General features: G+C 38.2%; 17 protein-coding genes and 1 tRNA gene. All 18 read right to left on the reverse strand.

All coding sequences use genetic code 11. The annotated features are described in order from the left end of the window. The 18 genes from TH67_RS00320 to TH67_RS00410 all read right to left on the reverse strand — a co-directional run bounded on the left by TH67_RS00320 (position 1) and on the right by TH67_RS00410 (position 16,727). Positions 1–1,254, reverse strand: a complete 1,254-nt coding sequence (locus TH67_RS00320; RefSeq protein WP_072594088.1) for a beta-ketoacyl-ACP synthase — start codon at positions 1,252–1,254, stop codon at positions 1–3. Then, the gene (gene fabG, locus TH67_RS00325; RefSeq protein ID WP_072593861.1) at positions 1,254–1,973 is read right to left on the reverse strand and encodes a 3-oxoacyl-ACP reductase FabG; all 720 of its coding nucleotides are present in this window, start codon (positions 1,971–1,973) and stop codon (positions 1,254–1,256) included. The genes TH67_RS00320 and fabG overlap by 1 nt, the downstream gene beginning before the upstream one ends. Beyond that, positions 1,966–2,406, reverse strand: coding sequence for an ApeP family dehydratase (locus tag TH67_RS00330; RefSeq protein WP_257637996.1), 441 nt, complete (start codon positions 2,404–2,406; stop codon positions 1,966–1,968). The genes fabG and TH67_RS00330 overlap by 8 nt, the downstream gene beginning before the upstream one ends. Then, entirely contained in the window at positions 2,406–3,575 is a 1,170-nt protein-coding gene (locus TH67_RS00335) for a beta-ketoacyl synthase N-terminal-like domain-containing protein (protein ID WP_257637997.1), read from the reverse strand. Before TH67_RS00335 ends, TH67_RS00330 begins: the two co-directional genes overlap by 1 nt. Further along, positions 3,559–3,936, reverse strand: a complete 378-nt coding sequence (locus TH67_RS00340; RefSeq protein WP_072593863.1) for a hypothetical protein — start codon at positions 3,934–3,936, stop codon at positions 3,559–3,561. The genes TH67_RS00335 and TH67_RS00340 overlap by 17 nt, the downstream gene beginning before the upstream one ends. 23 nt (positions 3,937–3,959) lie before the next feature. After that, a complete protein-coding gene (locus tag TH67_RS00345; protein WP_072593864.1) occupies positions 3,960–4,481 on the reverse strand; it encodes a 4'-phosphopantetheinyl transferase family protein in 522 nt (173 codons plus the stop codon). Continuing rightward, positions 4,462–5,145, reverse strand: a complete 684-nt coding sequence (locus TH67_RS00350; protein WP_072593865.1) for an ABC transporter substrate-binding protein — start codon at positions 5,143–5,145, stop codon at positions 4,462–4,464. Before TH67_RS00350 ends, TH67_RS00345 begins: the two co-directional genes overlap by 20 nt. A 66-nt stretch (positions 5,146–5,211) precedes the next feature. After that, entirely contained in the window at positions 5,212–6,066 is an 855-nt protein-coding gene (locus tag TH67_RS00355; RefSeq protein WP_072593866.1) for a TPM domain-containing protein, read from the reverse strand. Next, complete coding sequence (locus tag TH67_RS00360; RefSeq protein ID WP_072593867.1) at positions 6,066–6,659, reverse strand: LemA family protein; 594 nt, start codon at positions 6,657–6,659, stop codon at positions 6,066–6,068. The genes TH67_RS00355 and TH67_RS00360 overlap by 1 nt, the downstream gene beginning before the upstream one ends. A 100-nt stretch (positions 6,660–6,759) precedes the next feature. Further along, complete coding sequence (locus TH67_RS00365) at positions 6,760–11,808, reverse strand: retention module-containing protein (protein WP_072593868.1); 5,049 nt, start codon at positions 11,806–11,808, stop codon at positions 6,760–6,762. A 499-nt stretch (positions 11,809–12,307) separates the two neighbouring features. Continuing rightward, a tRNA-Ser gene (locus tag TH67_RS00370) sits at positions 12,308–12,398 on the reverse strand. Between the two features lie 432 nt (positions 12,399–12,830). Next, complete coding sequence (pyrF, locus tag TH67_RS00380; RefSeq protein WP_072593869.1) at positions 12,831–13,511, reverse strand: orotidine-5'-phosphate decarboxylase; 681 nt, start codon at positions 13,509–13,511, stop codon at positions 12,831–12,833. Next, the gene (gene nusB / locus TH67_RS00385) at positions 13,508–13,903 is read right to left on the reverse strand and encodes a transcription antitermination factor NusB (RefSeq protein WP_072593870.1); all 396 of its coding nucleotides are present in this window, start codon (positions 13,901–13,903) and stop codon (positions 13,508–13,510) included. Before nusB ends, pyrF begins: the two co-directional genes overlap by 4 nt. 1 nt (position 13,904) lies before the next feature. Next, positions 13,905–14,375: a 6,7-dimethyl-8-ribityllumazine synthase gene (ribH, locus tag TH67_RS00390; RefSeq protein WP_021090940.1), complete on the reverse strand. Its 471-nt coding sequence runs from the start codon at positions 14,373–14,375 to the stop codon at positions 13,905–13,907. 11 nt (positions 14,376–14,386) lie between these two features. After that, positions 14,387–14,704 carry a DMT family transporter gene (locus tag TH67_RS00395; RefSeq protein WP_081370889.1) on the reverse strand — a complete coding sequence of 106 codons (318 nt, stop codon included), beginning with the start codon at positions 14,702–14,704 and terminating at the stop codon, positions 14,387–14,389. Further along, entirely contained in the window at positions 14,701–15,030 is a 330-nt protein-coding gene (locus TH67_RS00400; RefSeq protein ID WP_072593872.1) for a DMT family transporter, read from the reverse strand. The genes TH67_RS00395 and TH67_RS00400 overlap by 4 nt, the downstream gene beginning before the upstream one ends. Then, positions 15,020–15,826, reverse strand: a complete 807-nt coding sequence (gene kdsA / locus TH67_RS00405; RefSeq protein ID WP_072593873.1) for a 3-deoxy-8-phosphooctulonate synthase — start codon at positions 15,824–15,826, stop codon at positions 15,020–15,022. The genes TH67_RS00400 and kdsA overlap by 11 nt, the downstream gene beginning before the upstream one ends. A 10-nt stretch (positions 15,827–15,836) precedes the next feature. Continuing rightward, a complete protein-coding gene (locus TH67_RS00410; protein ID WP_072593874.1) occupies positions 15,837–16,727 on the reverse strand; it encodes a DMT family transporter in 891 nt (296 codons plus the stop codon). Between the last annotated feature and the right edge of the window lie 103 nt (positions 16,728–16,830).

Raw genomic sequence — 16,830 nt, forward strand, 5'->3', positions numbered from 1 at the left:
TTAAAAAATGTTTTTAACTCTTTTAAATATCAAAGATGTATTTACGCCACCAAATGCAAAGTTATTGCTCATAACAAAGTCCGTTTTTATCGGAGTTGGCTCTTTTAAATAGTTTAGCTTTGCACACTCGGGATCGATCACGTTTAAATTTATAGTTGGGAAAAACAGCTCTTCTCTCATCATCATGATAGAGGCGATCGCTTCTAGCCCTCCACAAGCGCCAAGCGTATGGCCAAGATAGCTTTTAAGCGAGCTAATGGCGATATCCTCTCCAAAAAGCTCGTTTGTAGCGATACTCTCAGCTATGTCGCCATGCTTTGTCGCAGTCGCATGAGCATTTACGTAACCTATGCTTTTTGGCTCTAGTTTTGCATCACGAAGCGCTAGGCTCATCGCCGCTTTCATCGTAGCGCTTTGTGGTCTTGTGATGTGCGTACCATCACATGTTGAGCCAAAACCAACGACCTCAGCATAAATTTTAGCTCCTCTTTTTAAGGCACTCTCTTCACTTTCAAGCACTAAAAATCCAGCTCCCTCGCCAAGCACCAAGCCATCTCTATCTTTTTCAAACGGCGTTGGGGTCAAATTTGGCGTGCTGTTTTTTACGCTAGTCGCGTAAAGCTTATCAAAGACGTATGCCTCGCTCACGCAAAGCTCTTCAGCCCCGCCAGCTAGCATCATATCTATGCTACCATTTTTTATGCTCTCGTATGCGTAGCCAATGGCGTGCGAGCCGCTCGTGCATGCCGAAGATGTAGGGATAATGCGCCCTTTTAGCGAGTAAAATAGCGCGATATTTGCCGCTGTGGTGTGAGGCATCATTTTTATGTAGGTATTTGCGTTAAAGCCACTATCCATGTCCAAAACTAGCTTTGCCATATCAAGGATAGAGTCTGTGCTACCAGTGCTAGAGCCACTTGCCACGCCCATCCTGCCATCTTGTACACTTGGATCTAAATTTGACTCACTTAGCTCATTACCTTTTAATAACCCAGCATCTTTTAAAGCAAGCCCAGCTGCGTGCACGCTATAACACGAGACCTTACCAAGGCTTCTTAACTGTTTTCTGTCCCATTCTTGTGGATATTTGTAGTCTATGATAGGTGCAGCTAGGCGAGTGTTTAGATCTTTGCAGCTCTCCCACTCGCTCATGTATCTCACGGCGTTTTTGTTTTCAAGAAATTTAGCTCTCATCTCCTCCCAACTGTTGCCAAAAGCACTGACTGCGCCGATACCTGTGACAAATACACGCATTAGCAAAGTCCTCCATTTACGCCGATAACCTGCCTTGTGATGTAGCTAGCCTCGTCGCTTAGTAAAAATTTAACCAGCCCTGCCACCTCATCTGCTTCTCCGGCTCTTTTTGCAGGTATGGCCTTTAACACTTCGCCCAAGAAGTCGCTATTTAAAATTTCTTCGCTCATATCTGTTTTTATAAGACCTGGAGCTACGCAGTTTACTGTTATGCCTCTACTTGCAAGCTCTACTGCAAGGGCTTTGCTGGCTCCTATGATGCCAGCTTTACTAGCTGAGTAGTTTACCTGACCTCTGTTGCCAATAACCCCTGAAACAGAGCTTAGTGTCACTATCCTAGCTGGCTTTTTAGCCCTTATCATGGGCATTAGCGCTGGTCTTAGAACATTGTAAAAGCCATTTAAATTTACATCTATCACATCAAACCACTCTTCGTCACTTAGCCCCACAAAGGTATTATCCCTTGTTATGCCAGCGTTTAAAATAACGCCATAGTAGACGCCATTTACCTCCATGTCAGCCTCTATGGCCTCTTTAGCTGCAGCGGTGTCAGCCACGTCAAATGTCAAGAATTTAGCCCCAAGCTCACTAGCTATCTTTAAAAGTTTATCGCTCTTACTTCTTGCATGAAGCACCACTTCGTACTCGTTAGCTAAGCGTTTAGCGATACTAGCTCCTATACCTCTGCTTGATCCAGTTATCAATACTCTCTTACTCACTAAGTGCCTTTTTTACAAATTCTTCATCAGGGCTCATCACGTTTAAAACCGCCCTTGCGCCAGGCTCGCCATTTACAAAAAGCTCGCTGTCATAAACGCCAAATCCACTCTCATCTTGGATCGAGCACTTTGAGACGATCACTATCTCATCACCTATTTTAAAATGCGGCCTAAAAATTTCAAATTTTCTACTACCAAGTAAAAAGCCAAATATCGCCTTTTCGCCCCTTAACTCACGCATCTTTGAGTCATAAATTCCAAGGCTTTGAGCCATCATTTCAATAGCCTTTTGCATGTAAAATTTCCCATCTTCCAAAAATGGAGTTTGCTCATTTATCATGCTTCTTACTTTGATACTCTCACAAGGCGTAAATTCTAAAATTTCATCGATCAGGGTTATGGCGCTGCTGTGCGGTAAATAATCACTTATCATTATCTCACTCTTTTAAATATTATCGCGGCGTTATCTCCGCCAAAGGCAAAAGATAGCGACATCGCTATTTTTACGTCAAATTTCGTGCCGCTTTTTACTAAATTTATAGCTTCCAAACTCTCATCATACTCGCCGTCATAAATGTGTGGCGGCAAGAGGCTATTTTCCTCCATGCAAAGCATGGCGCAAATGGCGCTCTCGATAGCTCCAGCAGCCCCAAGCGTATGACCGATCTGTGGCTTTAACGAGCTAGCGTATGCAAAGCCAAGCGTTAAATTTACAGCTTTTGCCTCCATTTTGTCATTTGCCTGCGTGCCGGTACCATGTAAATTTACATAGTCTACGCCTCTCATGCCAGCTTTTTTTAAAGCTTCTTCTATACAACAAATTGCCATTTTGGCATTAAAATCAGGCTGAGTCATATGAAAAGCGTCGCAGTTTGAGGCCGAGCCAGCGACAACGACATTTGAAATTTCATCACGACTTAACAAAAATAACCCAGCTCCCTCGCCGATATTTATACCCTCTCTATTTTTAGAAAAGGGTTGGCTTGGTTTTTGACTTAAAATGCTAAGTGAGTTAAAGCCATTTATGGTTAAGGTGTTTAAACTATCGACACCGCCGCATATAACCGCATCGCAAATATCGCTTTTTATTAGTCTTTGTGCCTCAATAATTGCCTTAACACCAGAAGTACAGGCAGTTGAAACGCAAAAACTTGGACCTTCTAATCCATAAAATTCGCTCACAAACTCAGTCACATTTGCAAGACAGTTTCTATCTATACCAAACTTGCTTTTATCAAAAATTTCAGTTCTTATATACTCTTTAAAAGTCCAAAAATTTTCTTCAATTCCACTCGTTGTAGTGCCTAAAATAACACCTACACGGCTCTTACCAAATTTTTTGATAGCTCTCTTGATCTCATCATCAAGCTCAAGAAGCGTGTTTAGAAGCAAAGCATTGGTTCTTGTTTTGAAGTATTCTTTTGTGTTCTTGGCAAACTCTGGCAGTGCCTTATCAAATTTCGCTACTAAAAATTTATTCTCAAGATGAAACTCACTGCTAAGGCCTAGAAATCTCTTTCCACTTAAAAGCGATCTTAAATTCTCATCACTGCTGCTCCCAGCGGCACTGATAATGGCTGGTTTGCTAACGTAGATCAACACTTTCTACCTCATAATATTGATCATCTATCATAAATTTTTGCTCGCTTTTTTCATCTTTTATCATCTCTAGCACTTTTATAAAAAGTTCATTGTAGGCACTATTTGGTGGCAAAAAACCTAAATTTTTAAAGCTACCTTCTTTTAAAATTCGCCTAGCTTCTGGCGCGCCAAGTGCATTTACAAGGCTAAATTTATACTCGTTCTCGCTATTTTGCACATAAAGCAAAAGTAGACCTTTTGATGAGCTTACCTTAAATGTTTTCAAGTCAAAATCTGCCATCTGCGGTGTATCAAATTTCTTTGCACATCCAAGAGCAAAAAGCGAAATAGCAAGGATTATGACTATTTTTTTTATAAGCAATCTTTACCTTTTAATGTTAAAAATTACAAAAGTTTAATAATTATATCTTTGCATTGCTTAAATGCAAGGCAAATAATAAATGAATTATTAATAATTAAGTATTTTTTTGCCATTTTATCGTAGCTGGTAGTACCAAGATCGCTAAACGATAAATTTTTAAGCTTTAAAATTGCCTCTTTTGCAGTATAAATTTCATAAAATTTTTGAGTTTTATCTTTTGCATTTGCCAAAATTTTGCTCTCATCTTTTGTAAAGCAAAAGCTAGCTACTGCGTCAAAATTTCTCTGCTTTAGCTCTTCTACATCGACTCCGATCTTTTCTTTTGAAATGGCTAAAACAGCAATATTTTCCTTATGCGAAAGACAGATTTTACCTCGCATCTTTGCTTTAAATTTTAAGTAGCGAGATATTTTAAATGAGTTTTGTTTTATTAAATTTGGGTATTTTTTTACTCTTCTGCGATCTTTTTTATCTAGCATTTTTGAGCTAAATTTCTCACGGCAAAAGCTGATAAAAAGATAAATTTCACCCCTTTTTATAGGCATTTTCTATTCTTTTTTTATACTCTTTTTCACTATCTAAGGCTATTTTAAACTCACTACTAACGGCTCTTAAATGATCATTTTCTTGCTGATTTTTATCACTAAATGACCTAATACGTGACGTAAAAGTAATCTTATCTTTTCTAAGATCAGCCTCTTTTAGATCAAAACTTAAATTGCTCATTTTGCTATTTAAGATATGCAAGGCACATTTTCTTGGTCCAAAGATAAAATTTTGCCCGTTTAAGGGCTTTAGGCTTCTTACTAAAACGCCACCATAAAGCGATAGATCACTTTTAAAAGATATGTCAAAGCCAAAATTATGAAAGTAAATTTCTCCTGCCTCACACTGCCTTTTGTAGGTATTTGCATCAAAACAAGTATAAATTTCAAGCTCGCTAAATTTATACTCTTTGCCAGAAACAATTAAAACTTTACTTTGCATAAGCTCGCATAAAAAACTCTGAAATTTCTTATCAAAAAACTCTTTAAAACCAGCAGTCCCAACTATCTCTTGCTTTATATTTTTATCTAGAATTTTAAAGTTATTTTGTTTAAGCAGATCAAATTTTTCTTTATCAAAATGACTTTGCTCTAAAAATTTACTAAGTACCGCCACCAGATCAAATTTAGCAAAATGGCTTTTAAGTAGCTCGCCAGCTAGCATCTTTGCTCCTAAGTTTTTATATATTTTAAAGGATTTAAGCTTTACAAGCCAATCTTTGATGAAATTTTACCAGCTGCCACTTGCTCCGCCCCCGCCAAAACCGCCCCCGCCGCCACTAAAGCCACCACCTCTTGAACTGCTTGAATGGCCGCTGCCACTGCTATTTGAGTCTGATCTATCGCGCCTAAAGTCACTGTGTGTATTTTTGCTTTGAGTATTTTTTTTAAAGGCATTTTTTAAAATAATAAAAAATATTACAAACACAATGGCAAAGACAATGAAGTAATTTTTCACGCCAAAAAATTGCTCAAATACCGTAGATATCAGCCCTGCAAAACACGCACTAAAGCCAATTCTCATAAAAAATTTACCTAAAAAGCCAGAGATAAAACACGAGATCATGCCAACAAAAAAGGCAACTATTCCAAACGGTATCTCTTCATCATTACTCACACTTTCAAATTCTTCGCCACTAGCTACCTTTATGATGGCTCTTATGGCATCTATCACACCACCGCCCATATCGCCTTGCTTAAATTTAGGCACTATCACATCATTTATGATCTGGCTTGATATAGCGTCGGTTAGTACGCCTTCAAGCCCATAACCAACTTCTATACGTATTTTTCTCTCGTTTGGAGCGATTATCAAAAGTACTCCATTGCTGCTTTGTTTTTGTCCCAGCTTGTAGCCTCTAGCTATCTCAAGAGAGATCTCTTCTATGCTTTTATTTTCTAGTGATTTAAGCGTCACGATAGCAATTTGCGTCGTACTATTTTGCTCGTAATTTTGCACCAAGCTTAAAAGCTCAGCTTTCTCATTTTTAGAAAAAATTTGAGCCTCGTCATTTATCTGCTCGTTAAAATTTATGGCAAAACAAAAGCAAAATGTAAAAAATAAAAGAGCAAAAATTTTCTTCATCATTTCTCAAATGAAACTTTTGGATTTATCTTCTCTTCATTGCTTATTTCAAGATTTTGTTTTGTCTTTAGCTCAGGATAAAAAGTACTTGCTATAAATTTATTTGGAAAGCTTCTAAGGGCTACGTTATACTCTTTTACAGCTTCGATATAATCATGCATTGCTACGCTTATGCGGTTTTGCGTACCTTCAAGCTGACTCTGAAGAGATAAGAAATTTTGATTTGCTTTTAGCTCTGGATAGTTCTCGCTAACTGCCATAAGCCTACCAAGAGCCAAGCCAAATGAGCTTTGTGCTGTTATAAATTCTTTCATCTTAGCTTCATCGCTAAGACCACTTGCATCAACGCTTACTTGCATGCTCTTGCTTCTAGCATTTGCCACATCTTCAAAAATTTTTTGCTCATGAGCTGCGTAGCCTTTTACAGTTTCAACCAAATTTGGCACAAGCTCGGCTCTTCTTTTATATTGATTTAACACCTGTGACCACTTTGCATTTACATTTTCATCAAGTGCAACAAATGAATTTATATACTTAAAAGCACCAAAAGCAAGTGCAGCAATAACTATAATAACGGCTATTAAATTTTTCATATTTTCTCCTTTAAGGAGCAAATATTAGTAAAACAAGACTTAAAAAATAATGTGAGTTTTAGTTTGAAATGAGTGCGAATTTACGCACTCATTTTGGGGATTAAAGATCGGTATGGATTTTATCGTCTATTTGGATATGGATAGTTTTTCCATTTATTTGATCTATGCTTGAGTAGCCTTTAAAGCCACTAGCGTCGTAGTTAGAGTCACGATCCCATTTGTGATCTAGATCAACTTTTGTGATTTTATTGCCATTAGCATCAACATCACCACCTTTTATCTTAAGCACCGTATCATGGTTATCAGTGATATCAAGGATATTTTGTACATTAAATTTGATCTCTGTCTTTCCTTTAAGCTCAAGATTTTCAAAGCTTTCCACTTTTGAATCAAGATTAGCAATGCCTCTAAGATCAACTATTTGCTTATCAAACACCAAAGTATCATTACCTTCACCACCTTTCATATCTTTTGTTGCATCATATTTAACCGTATAGTTTTCAACGCCTATATGAAGTGGTTTATAAGGCTCATAAGATTTAGACTCTAAGCCATCTGAAGTTTTAAGTGAGGCTTTAACATTTAGATCATAGGCTGATCTTGCATTGATATCAAGCTCTTGGTCAAATGTGCCTTTTGCTATATCTGTAGCCGATAGAGTATATGTTGCGGTCTTGGTTAGTGCATGGTGGTTGTCTGGATCAGTGTATTTAAACTCTACCGTATCTCCATCTCTAGCATCTTCATTAAGATAAACTTTGACCGTAGTAGATCTTTCACCACTTTCTGAGGTTTTTATATCTTTATTAAACATGATACCTCTTATAGCATCGATTTCAGCATGTGCCGTATCGCTTACTGTTTTGCTTTCACCAAATGTGTCAGTTAGAGTAACTTCAGCTTTTGTTTCTTTACCAACTGCGATACCTACATCAAACTCAAGAGGATGATTTGCATTTACTTGTTTAGGATAAGTAAATGTATGAGCAGGATCTGTCACGTCCTTTAATGTTATATTGCCATTGACATCTTTGCTATCAACTTCATAATGTTTAATTACTTTAGAGTTGTCAGGATTTGTTATCTCAACATCTATTTTATCGCCTTTTATCACACTTCCTGGGATAGAAACTTTTACTTTTGGAGTATTGTTGTTTGGATTATCTTTTTTGTATTCGTCTAACTCATCTCTTGAGATAATGCCATTGTCATTTTTGTCAGCAACTATGCTTACACTTAATCCCGCTTCACTTAAAGGTGCAAGTTTAGCTTTTGCTTCGCTACTAGTTGTAGTCTCAGCACCATTTGTTATAGTAGCTACTGCACTAGTTTCGCGACCTGGAAGCATAGCAACGCCAGGAATTTTTATAGTGTTATTTTCTAGTTCATGTGGAGTATGAGTAGTATCACTATCATCTGTTAATGAAATTTTACCATTAGCAGTTTTTGAAACAGTATAAGTTATGGTTCTAGACCCTGTTGTACCATTAGCTTGAGGTTCTTTTATTGTTACTGCTACCTTATCACCATTTGTGACATTATGCGGCACCTGAACGCTTATAATTGTCTTTTTTATATCATTGTCCAAAATAGCTTCATCTCTATCTATTACATTGTCTCTACTTGCATTATCTTCAACAAATTCAATCTTTAAATTTTTAGTATCTACTGATTCTAATGTAGCTTTAGCTGTCTTTGTTACTCCATTTATAGTAGCTTCAACCACTGCTGGATGATCTTTATCGATATGAACATTAGAAATTTTTAGCTTATTATCTGTTGGAAGTAATTCAGTGTGATTATCTGGAAATTTTAGAGTAATACGATTGCTGACATTTGAAACAACAGTATATTCTTGTTCTGCCCCACCATTTACCTTAACTTTTATAGTATCACCGCTATTTACAGTGGTTGGTATTTGAAGTGTTGCCGAAGTGGTATTTAAATTTCCATCCTTCATAGCCTCATCTCTACTTAGAACACCATTTCTATCTTTATCCTCATCAATAAATAGCCTAAAGCCTGTTCCAGAACCGCTACCTTGAGCATCAAGCGTAATATCGCTATTTGTCTCAACCTTATCAGCACCAGTATTATCAGTAACCTTGGCATTAATGATAGTCTTATGATCTTCTGTTAAGCCAAGTGTATATTTGACCACCTTATTGCCATCAGTATCATCGGTAATATCAAGCTCTTCACTACCATTTTTGGCTATTAATTTGCCGTTATTGTCTTTTACTATCTCATATGTCTTGGTCGTTTTATTATTTGGTGTGTCTTCGTTGTGTGACTCTACTATTAATTTATCACCTAAAACAAAATTTGAAGGAAGCTTGATAGTTGCTATAGTAGTCGCTCCAGTTGCCTCTGTGCTGCCCAAAATACCATCATTATTGGTATCTTTTTTAAAAGTTATCTCCATATCTTCATGAAGCTTTTCAAGAGTATTATGATTTTGAGCTTCGGCTTTCTTGCCGCCACTTGCATCGGTGGTCTCAGTAGTTACATTGATGGTCTTGCCAGCAATGATCTCTACGCCAGGAATTTCTATCTCGTTTTTATCACTTGCAGTTATAGAAGTATGAGTAGAAGTATCTTCTAGTATGATTTTACCGCTTGGGTCTCTACCTGTAACCTTATAAGTTTTAGGTGAAGTGCCATTATCTATTTTTACAGTTACCACATCGCCAGCTATAACGTTATTTGGCACTTTTACTACTACTGTCGTTTTATGTAGGTCGCCATCCGCGTCTTTACTCTCTGCTCTCGTTAAGGATACGTTACGGTCAGCATCCTCTTTGAAATATACTGCCATATCGTTTATATTTGAGATAGTAACCGTGCTTGTATCTTCTGCATGCTGAATACCATCTTTATCTTTTATCTCAGCTGTTACTTTAGTTTCTAGACCAGTTGCTGTTTTAATGCCAGAAATTTTAAAGCTTCTACCATCTGTATCTGTATCTATTTTATTGCCATCGCTATCTTTTACAAAGAACTTACCATTATTATCTTTTCCAATAGTATATTTTATTTCTCTAGCAGTAGCTTCATTTGGCTCTTTTATAGTTACAGTTAGTTTATCTCCACTTACTGCATTTTTAGGAAGCTTTATAGTGACTGTTGTGCTATTAAGATCATGATCACTCATAGCTTGTTCTCTGCTCATACTCTTAGCACCTTTAGCTTCTTCAAATTTAACTTCAGGTTTTTTTACATATTCTAAACTAGCCGATACTTCTGACTCATTTATAGATGTATGTCTGCCTGGTGTCATGTTTGTGATGCTAGCTCTGATAGTCGTATCTTGTCCATTTCTTAGATCAAAACCTGGTACTTTAAATGAGTATTGATTATAACTCTCTTTTGTCAATGGGAAATTTTGTCCGCCATTGCCGATCTCTGTTATACTTGTTACCTCACCTTTATCATTCATATTTATAGTGAAATTTCTTGTATAAACGCCATTTGTAGGCTCGTTTATAGTAAGTGTAACTATGTCACCATTATCTATTTTATTCGGAAGTCTTATAAGAGCTGTTGTCTCATTTACTTCATGCTCATCCATACTTTCTTGTCTTGAAATTTCATGAAGAGTCTTTTCTTCTGGTAATGTCATTTCTAAATTTCTACCAATAGGCATTACACTATCTTGATCTGACTCTTCACTTTTTCGAACATTGTTTTTATCTACCACATGAACACTAGCTGATGTTCTTACATCTGGAAATATTGGAAGAGATGTATTTACTTTTTGATTATCAATCATCTCTTGTGTAAGAGTGATAGATTTTTCTAAATTTTGAGATGGATGTAATGGATCAGTATAAGTTATGACAATCTTATCACCAACAACCACATCTTTTGGTAAAGTTATCTCTACTGTCGTGCTTCTAAAGTTATTGTCTTGACTATTTTCTGGATCATATAAGTAGCCATTGTTGTCTTGATCTTCTGTAAATGTCAAAGTCGGTTTTACATCAAGAGTAGTAGAGTCGCTTGCAGTTGCACTTCTCATCGTATTTGTGCTATCTGCTACGTAAGCTTCTACTTTTGAAGGCTTGCCATGTTCAACTGGCATATTGTCTATCTTATATCCATTGTCTATTATGTTTTGATTGATAGTTACATTTTTAGACTCGGTTGTTCCATCAGGTTTTGTCAAAGTCACATGAAGCACATCTCCTACAATCACATCTTTTACAGTTATAAGTACTGGAGTTTCATTTAATTTGCCATCTTTAGCATTTTCAGTATATGTTAATAGATTATTATCAGGGCTGTTATCTTCTGTAAATTTAACCTCTGGAGTACTAAAGCCACTTGAAGTTACGCTATCTTCACTTCTACCACTAACATTTCCTTGAAAATTTGTAATAGTTGCATCAACTTTTGAAATTTTGCCAGTCTGTATTGGTGCATCAAACTGATAACCATTGCTTATGATAGTTGGAGTGATAGGAATTGTTTTATTTTCAGTATTACCATCTGGCTTAGTTATAGTGATATTTAGTATATCTCCAGCCCTTACTGTGCCATCGTTTGGAATTGTAATAAGAACTTTTGAAGTATTTAAATTTGTATCACGTGCATGCTCAACCCTGCTTAAAGTACCATCGTTATTAAGATCGCTTATAAAAGTTACAAGAGGATTGCTTGGGATTATAGTATCATCTCCGCCATTGTATCCGCTTATTGGGCTATCGTATGATGCAAAAGCTCTGTTTGTATCACTTAAATTTCTATATGTTGCATTAATGTTTGAGTAGTGACCACCCTCAGCAAATTTAGCGTCACTTAGGCTAACGCCATCTCCACCACCAGCAGCAGTATTTCCACCAGCTGCGGTCTCTTCAAGTTTTGTTAAATCTCCACCATTTAAAATAGCATTTTGCAAATCACTAACATCTGCCAAGCCTTCCGTGCCTATAGTACTTTGATTTAAAGCAAGTGTATCATTGCCTACAATCGTAATCTCTTTTCCATTATTTGAAACGATTGTTATTTTATCAGCGGTATCACTTGTCTTGATACTCTCCCCCATATAAAGGATGTCACCTACTTTTAGCTCTCTCTCATTTCCGTTTTGATCGATAGCGACCGCCTTGCCACTAATAAATTTTACTACTCCAGCTTCTTTAGCCAAGATTACTCCTTATTATTATTTTTTGTATTATTTAAATTTTTATGTGATTATATACTATCTTTATAAGATATAACTTTATATGAGAAATTTTATCTTTTAAGAAAAAAATATATTAATTAAATATATAAATTCCAAATGTCAATAGTTTGTAAAAAGCGAATTATAAGCTTTTATCAAAAAATAGCTTTTTGATTATCAATATAATTAATTAAGCAAAATATAATATTTTTTATAATAAAAACTTAATTTAAGATATTTTTAATTAGTATGAAACAACAATATAACCAAAAAAATCATAATTTTTCAAAAAATGTGTGATCACTATAAAATTTTTACTTATAAATTTCACAAAAAATCATCAGTCTAAAATCTACAAACTTATAGTTAAGTTTTTACTAGGTAAGCAATTTTCTAACGCAGAAATAATTTAATTTTATATTAAAGATATTCAAAAAATAATGTGAAATGATAATAAAAATTTATGATTATTTATAAGCAGTGGCGGACAGAGAGGGATTTGAACCCTCGAGCCCCGATTAAGAGCTGCACCCTTAGCAGGGGTGTGGTTTCAGCCACTCACCCATCTGTCCATAAAAAGAAATCGCATTATAATTGAACGCCGCTGATATCTTGCTTAAATTTACATTTTCGCGCCTGCCACTCTCCCATAGAAAAATAGCCGCGCAAAACTACTCAAATTTAAACGACTCTCCGCAAGTCAAATTTGCAAATTTAATCCTTCCAAAGCTACCATTTTAGCTTGGTTTTTGTCTAAGCGTGGCATATTTGCATAGTAGCAAATCATATGATAAACATTTAGAAGGTACCCATTGCTACCGCGACCAAACGCCTTTGTGCACTCGAACATCTTGCTATGATCCGCGCCACTTAGTAAAGCGATATCCTTAACCAAGTGCTAGTAGATACGCTTTAGCCGCTCAGCCAACAAGGGGATTTTCTTAAAATCACTCAAATTTAACTCCTCACTTCGCTTTGATGTCATCTTCACACAAGTTCAAATTTTAAATTTGCTCCAAAATTCTTTCACAAATTTCTCTTGGATTTACATTCTCATAAATCGGCCTACCAACAACGATAAAATCACTACCCTCTTGCTTTGCGCTCACTAAGTTTGCTACTCTTTTTTGATCTCCAGCGCTCTCGCCAAAAGGCCTAACACCAGGGCAAAGAGTGATAAATTTCTCATTTGTTACATCTTTGATGAGCTTGCTTTCAAAAACAGAACAGACCATTCCATCAAGCCCTGCTTCAAAACTCATCTGGCTAAATTTTCTAACAGCTCTTGCGATCGTATCGTTATAAATAGCGTCAAATTCGCTCTCACTAAAGCTAGTAAGTGCCGATACTGCGAGCACCAAAGGACGGCTTCCAAGACCAGCTAGCCTATCCATAACTGTCTTCATCGCACGTTCACCAGCGCTAGCATGCACATTTATCATATCTACGCCGATTTTTGAGACGACTTCGGCCGCATCAGCCATCGTGTTTGGGATATCATAGAGCTTTAGATCGAGGAAAATTTTAAAATTTCCAAGCTCTTTTAGCTCTTCTATAAATTTTGCCCCATCCCTAAGATAGCTTCTAAGCCCTACTTTTAGCCAAAGATCAAGCCCTTTTAGCTCGCTAGCAAGGGCTAAATTCTCTTCACGACTAGCCATATCAAGTGCGACGCAGAGCCTCACAGATCGTCCTTTAGCTTATCAAGTACACCGTTTATAAATTTTGGCGCCTGATCACTTCCAAGCTCTTTCGCAAGCTCGATCGCTTCGTTTATGATGACAGCCTTATCCGTTTGGCTAAATTTCATCTCATAAAGTCCGAGTCTAAGGATTGCTAGTTCGGTTGCACCAACTTTGCTAAAATCGCCGTCTTTTAGATATGGCTTTAAAATTTCATCTAGTTTTTCTTTATTTGTGAGCACCTCTTTAAAAGTCTGCTGCGCCTCACTTTTTCGCTCGTTTCTTATCTTTTTCTCTTCTAAAAATTCCTCTTCAAATGCAGCAGTTACCGGATTTATCTCGTTTGAGTATAGTAGCGAAACGACGGCCTGCCTAACCTGATGACGAGTCGCCATTTTACGCCTCCAAATTTTTATATAAGCTTAGCATCTCGATCACGCCCGTCATCGCTTCAAAGCCCTTATTTCCGGCCTTTGAGCCAGCTCGCTCGATGGCTTGTTCGATGCTATCTACCGTTAAAACGCCAAATGTCACCGGTTTGCCGTACTTTAGCGTGACGTTTGCTATACCCTTGGTGGTCTCGGCGCTAACGTAGTCAAAGTGAGGCGTAGAGCCGCGGATAACCGCTCCCACGCAGCAAACTGCGTCAAATTTACCGCTAGCTAGCGCCTTTTCAAGCGCCATCGGTATCTCAAACGCGCCCGGCACCAAAATGAGGCTCAAATTCGCCTCATCCCCGCCGTGACGCAAAAACGCGTCCCTCGCGCCCTCGACCAGCCTATCGGTGATGATGTGGTTAAACCTCGCGCCCACTATGGCGACCTTCTCACCGCCTTTTAGAGCCAAATTTCCTTCGATTATTTTCATTGATTTCTCCTTTAAATTATCTTTAACATTACCGCGCTTAGCGTTATTAGCGATAGATAAAACGCCTTTTGCGCGCTCATTTTTTCGCCGTTAAAAACCACTCCGACGCCCACAGCTCCGATCGCTCCGATACTCGTCCAAATCGCGTACGCCACCGCCATCGCCTGCATCGCGTAGCTCAAAAGCCAGAGCGAAAGGGCGAAATTTGCGACCAAAATCAAAAAATTCGCCGCTTTTTTCACGCCGACGCTTTTTTGAAATTTGGTTAGAAAAAACACGCCCAAAACCTCGCAGCACCCGGCCGCCAAAAGAGCTAAAACGTGCATCAAGATTTTAGCCTCTTTAGCCCCAGTACGCCCGCGATCAGCGTCGCTATGAAAAATAGCCGCAAAGCATCCGGCATCTGACCGCTCGCGCGAAATTCGCTCACGATCTCGGCGATCACCACAAAAAACGCTCCAAGCCCCACGAATACGGTATACGCGACGCTAACGGGCAAGTATTTCATAGCCTTCATAAACGATACGAAGCTAACGCAGACTAACGCGGCAGTAAGCGCGAATCCTACGGCGCTTTGGGCGTGTTTTAGCCCGTACGCCCAGCCGCATTCGGCGACCGCGCCGCCTAGCACCCACAAAAAGCCCTTAGTTTGCATCGCCTAAGGCGTCTTTTATCTTAAAAATTTGAGCGATATTTGCGTCTAGCTCGTCCAAATTTAGCATATTCGGCCCGTCACAAAGCGCCTCGCAAGGATTTACGTGCGTCTCGTAAAAAAATCCGTCCACACCAGCAGCCGCCGCAGCTCGCGCTAGATACGGCACGAATCTCGCGTCACCGCCGCTTTTCTCACCCAAAGCCGACGGCATCTGCACGCTATGCGTCGCGTCGAAAATCACGGGTGCAAACTCCCTCATCAGCACCAAATTTCTCATATCTACGACTAAATTTCCGTAGCCAAAGGTGCTGCCTCGCTCCGTTAGCCACACTCCGTTTTGTTTAGCAACCTCGTAACCATCGCCCTTTATGCCGCGCGTTTCTAGCACTTTTTTTACCGAATGCTTCATCGCAGACGCCGCTAAAAACTGCCCTTTTTTAATATTTACCACCGCTTTTGTTTTGGCAGCAGCTACGAGCAGATCGGTCTGACGGCACAAAAACGCCGGGATTTGCAACACGTCGGCCACTTCGCCTACGGGCGCGGCCTGGTAGCTCTCGTGGATATCGGTTAAAATTTTAAAGCCGAATTCCTTTTTTACTTTGGCTAAAATTTCGCACCCTTTTTCAAGTCCGGGTCCGCGAAACGAGCTTATACTCGTGCGATTTGCCTTGTCAAAGCTTGATTTGAAATAAAAATCTATCCGCTTATCTTCGTTAAATTTAACCAGCCTTTTTGCCACGTCAAAAACGAGCTGTTCGCTTTCGATGACGCAAGGACCTGCTATTAGTATCATTTTTTCTCCTTTATTTTTCTTTCACAACTAAAATTCCGCTCACTATTACTAGCAAGATACCTAAAAGTGCTGTTTGATTTGGTAATACATCACCCATAAAATAGCCAATTATAAGCGTAAAAATGACGTCTGCGTAGCTAACTGCAGCGATCACTCCGGCCTTTTTACCAACCGCAAACGCCTTTGTCATGTACGACTGAAAAAAATATCCGCTAAGCCCCATTAGCAAGATAAAAACAACGTTATACCAGCTTGGCATGCTAAATTTTGAAAACAAAAAATCAAGTGGCTCGTAGGTGAAAAATTCTGCCAAACCCATGCAAATAAGTGGCAAAAACGAGCCCCAAAGCATAAAACTTAACACTATAACATTTGTACCGTAGCTCTTGTTTAGCTCCTTTACACTTGTGTATGCGATCGCCGCTCCAAGGCCGCTCCAAACACCGATAATATCAGTCTTGCTTATGCCTAAATTTGGCTGGATAACAAGCAAAATTCCACCAAATCCCAAAAATACAGCAAACCAGCCAAGTGAGCTTAGACGCTCTTTGAAAATAAAGGCTGCGAGGATAGCTGTAAAGATTGGATTTGTCTTTTGAAATGTAAAAGCTGTGGCCAAATTTACATGAGCGACATTGTAAAAAAAAGCAAAAAGTGCGACAGTGCCCACAAAACCACGAAACATCAGCAAGAAAAAGTGTCCACCAGCTTGCTTAAATGGAAATCTATAAATGGCATAAATAACGATAAAAAGGCCTATTAAATTTCTAAAAAATACAACTTCGATAGATGGCATATCTTTGCTAAGATACTTTGCAAATGCGCCAGTAACGGCAAACATAAAGCAAGCAAAGAGCATATAAAAAATGCCAAGATGCGAAATATAAAACCTTTTTAACATCACAAGACCTTTAAATTTAAAGTAGCCATTTTAATGAAAAGTGGCTTAAATTTTGGTTGATTTTTTCTTTTATTTTGGCGCTTTTAAGCAAATTTTTATACTT

Origin of the sequence: Campylobacter concisus (assembly GCF_001891085.1) — a bacterium.
GTDB lineage: Bacteria > Campylobacterota > Campylobacteria > Campylobacterales > Campylobacteraceae > Campylobacter_A > Campylobacter_A concisus_O.

Excerpts from the sequence above, each read along its gene's own strand:
- TH67_RS00320 (WP_072594088.1), bottom strand. The coding sequence starts at position 1,254 with ATGCGTGTATTTGTCACAGGTATCGGCGCAGTCAGTGCTTTTGGCAAC.
- TH67_RS00330 (WP_257637996.1), bottom strand. The coding sequence starts at position 2,406 with ATGATAAGTGATTATTTACCGCACAGCAGCGCCATAACCCTGATCGAT.
- TH67_RS00345 (WP_072593864.1), bottom strand. The coding sequence starts at position 4,481 with ATGCCTATAAAAAGGGGTGAAATTTATCTTTTTATCAGCTTTTGCCGT.
- TH67_RS00350 (WP_072593865.1), bottom strand. The coding sequence starts at position 5,145 with ATGCTAGCTGGCGAGCTACTTAAAAGCCATTTTGCTAAATTTGATCTG.
- TH67_RS00355 (WP_072593866.1), bottom strand. The coding sequence starts at position 6,066 with ATGAAGAAAATTTTTGCTCTTTTATTTTTTACATTTTGCTTTTGTTTT.
- TH67_RS00360 (WP_072593867.1), bottom strand. The coding sequence starts at position 6,659 with ATGAAAAATTTAATAGCCGTTATTATAGTTATTGCTGCACTTGCTTTT.
- nusB (WP_072593870.1), bottom strand. The coding sequence starts at position 13,903 with ATGGCGACTCGTCATCAGGTTAGGCAGGCCGTCGTTTCGCTACTATAC.
- ribH (WP_021090940.1), bottom strand. The coding sequence starts at position 14,375 with ATGAAAATAATCGAAGGAAATTTGGCTCTAAAAGGCGGTGAGAAGGTC.
- TH67_RS00400 (WP_072593872.1), bottom strand. The coding sequence starts at position 15,030 with ATGCAAACTAAGGGCTTTTTGTGGGTGCTAGGCGGCGCGGTCGCCGAA.
- kdsA (WP_072593873.1), bottom strand. The coding sequence starts at position 15,826 with ATGATACTAATAGCAGGTCCTTGCGTCATCGAAAGCGAACAGCTCGTT.
- TH67_RS00410 (WP_072593874.1), bottom strand. The coding sequence starts at position 16,727 with ATGTTAAAAAGGTTTTATATTTCGCATCTTGGCATTTTTTATATGCTC.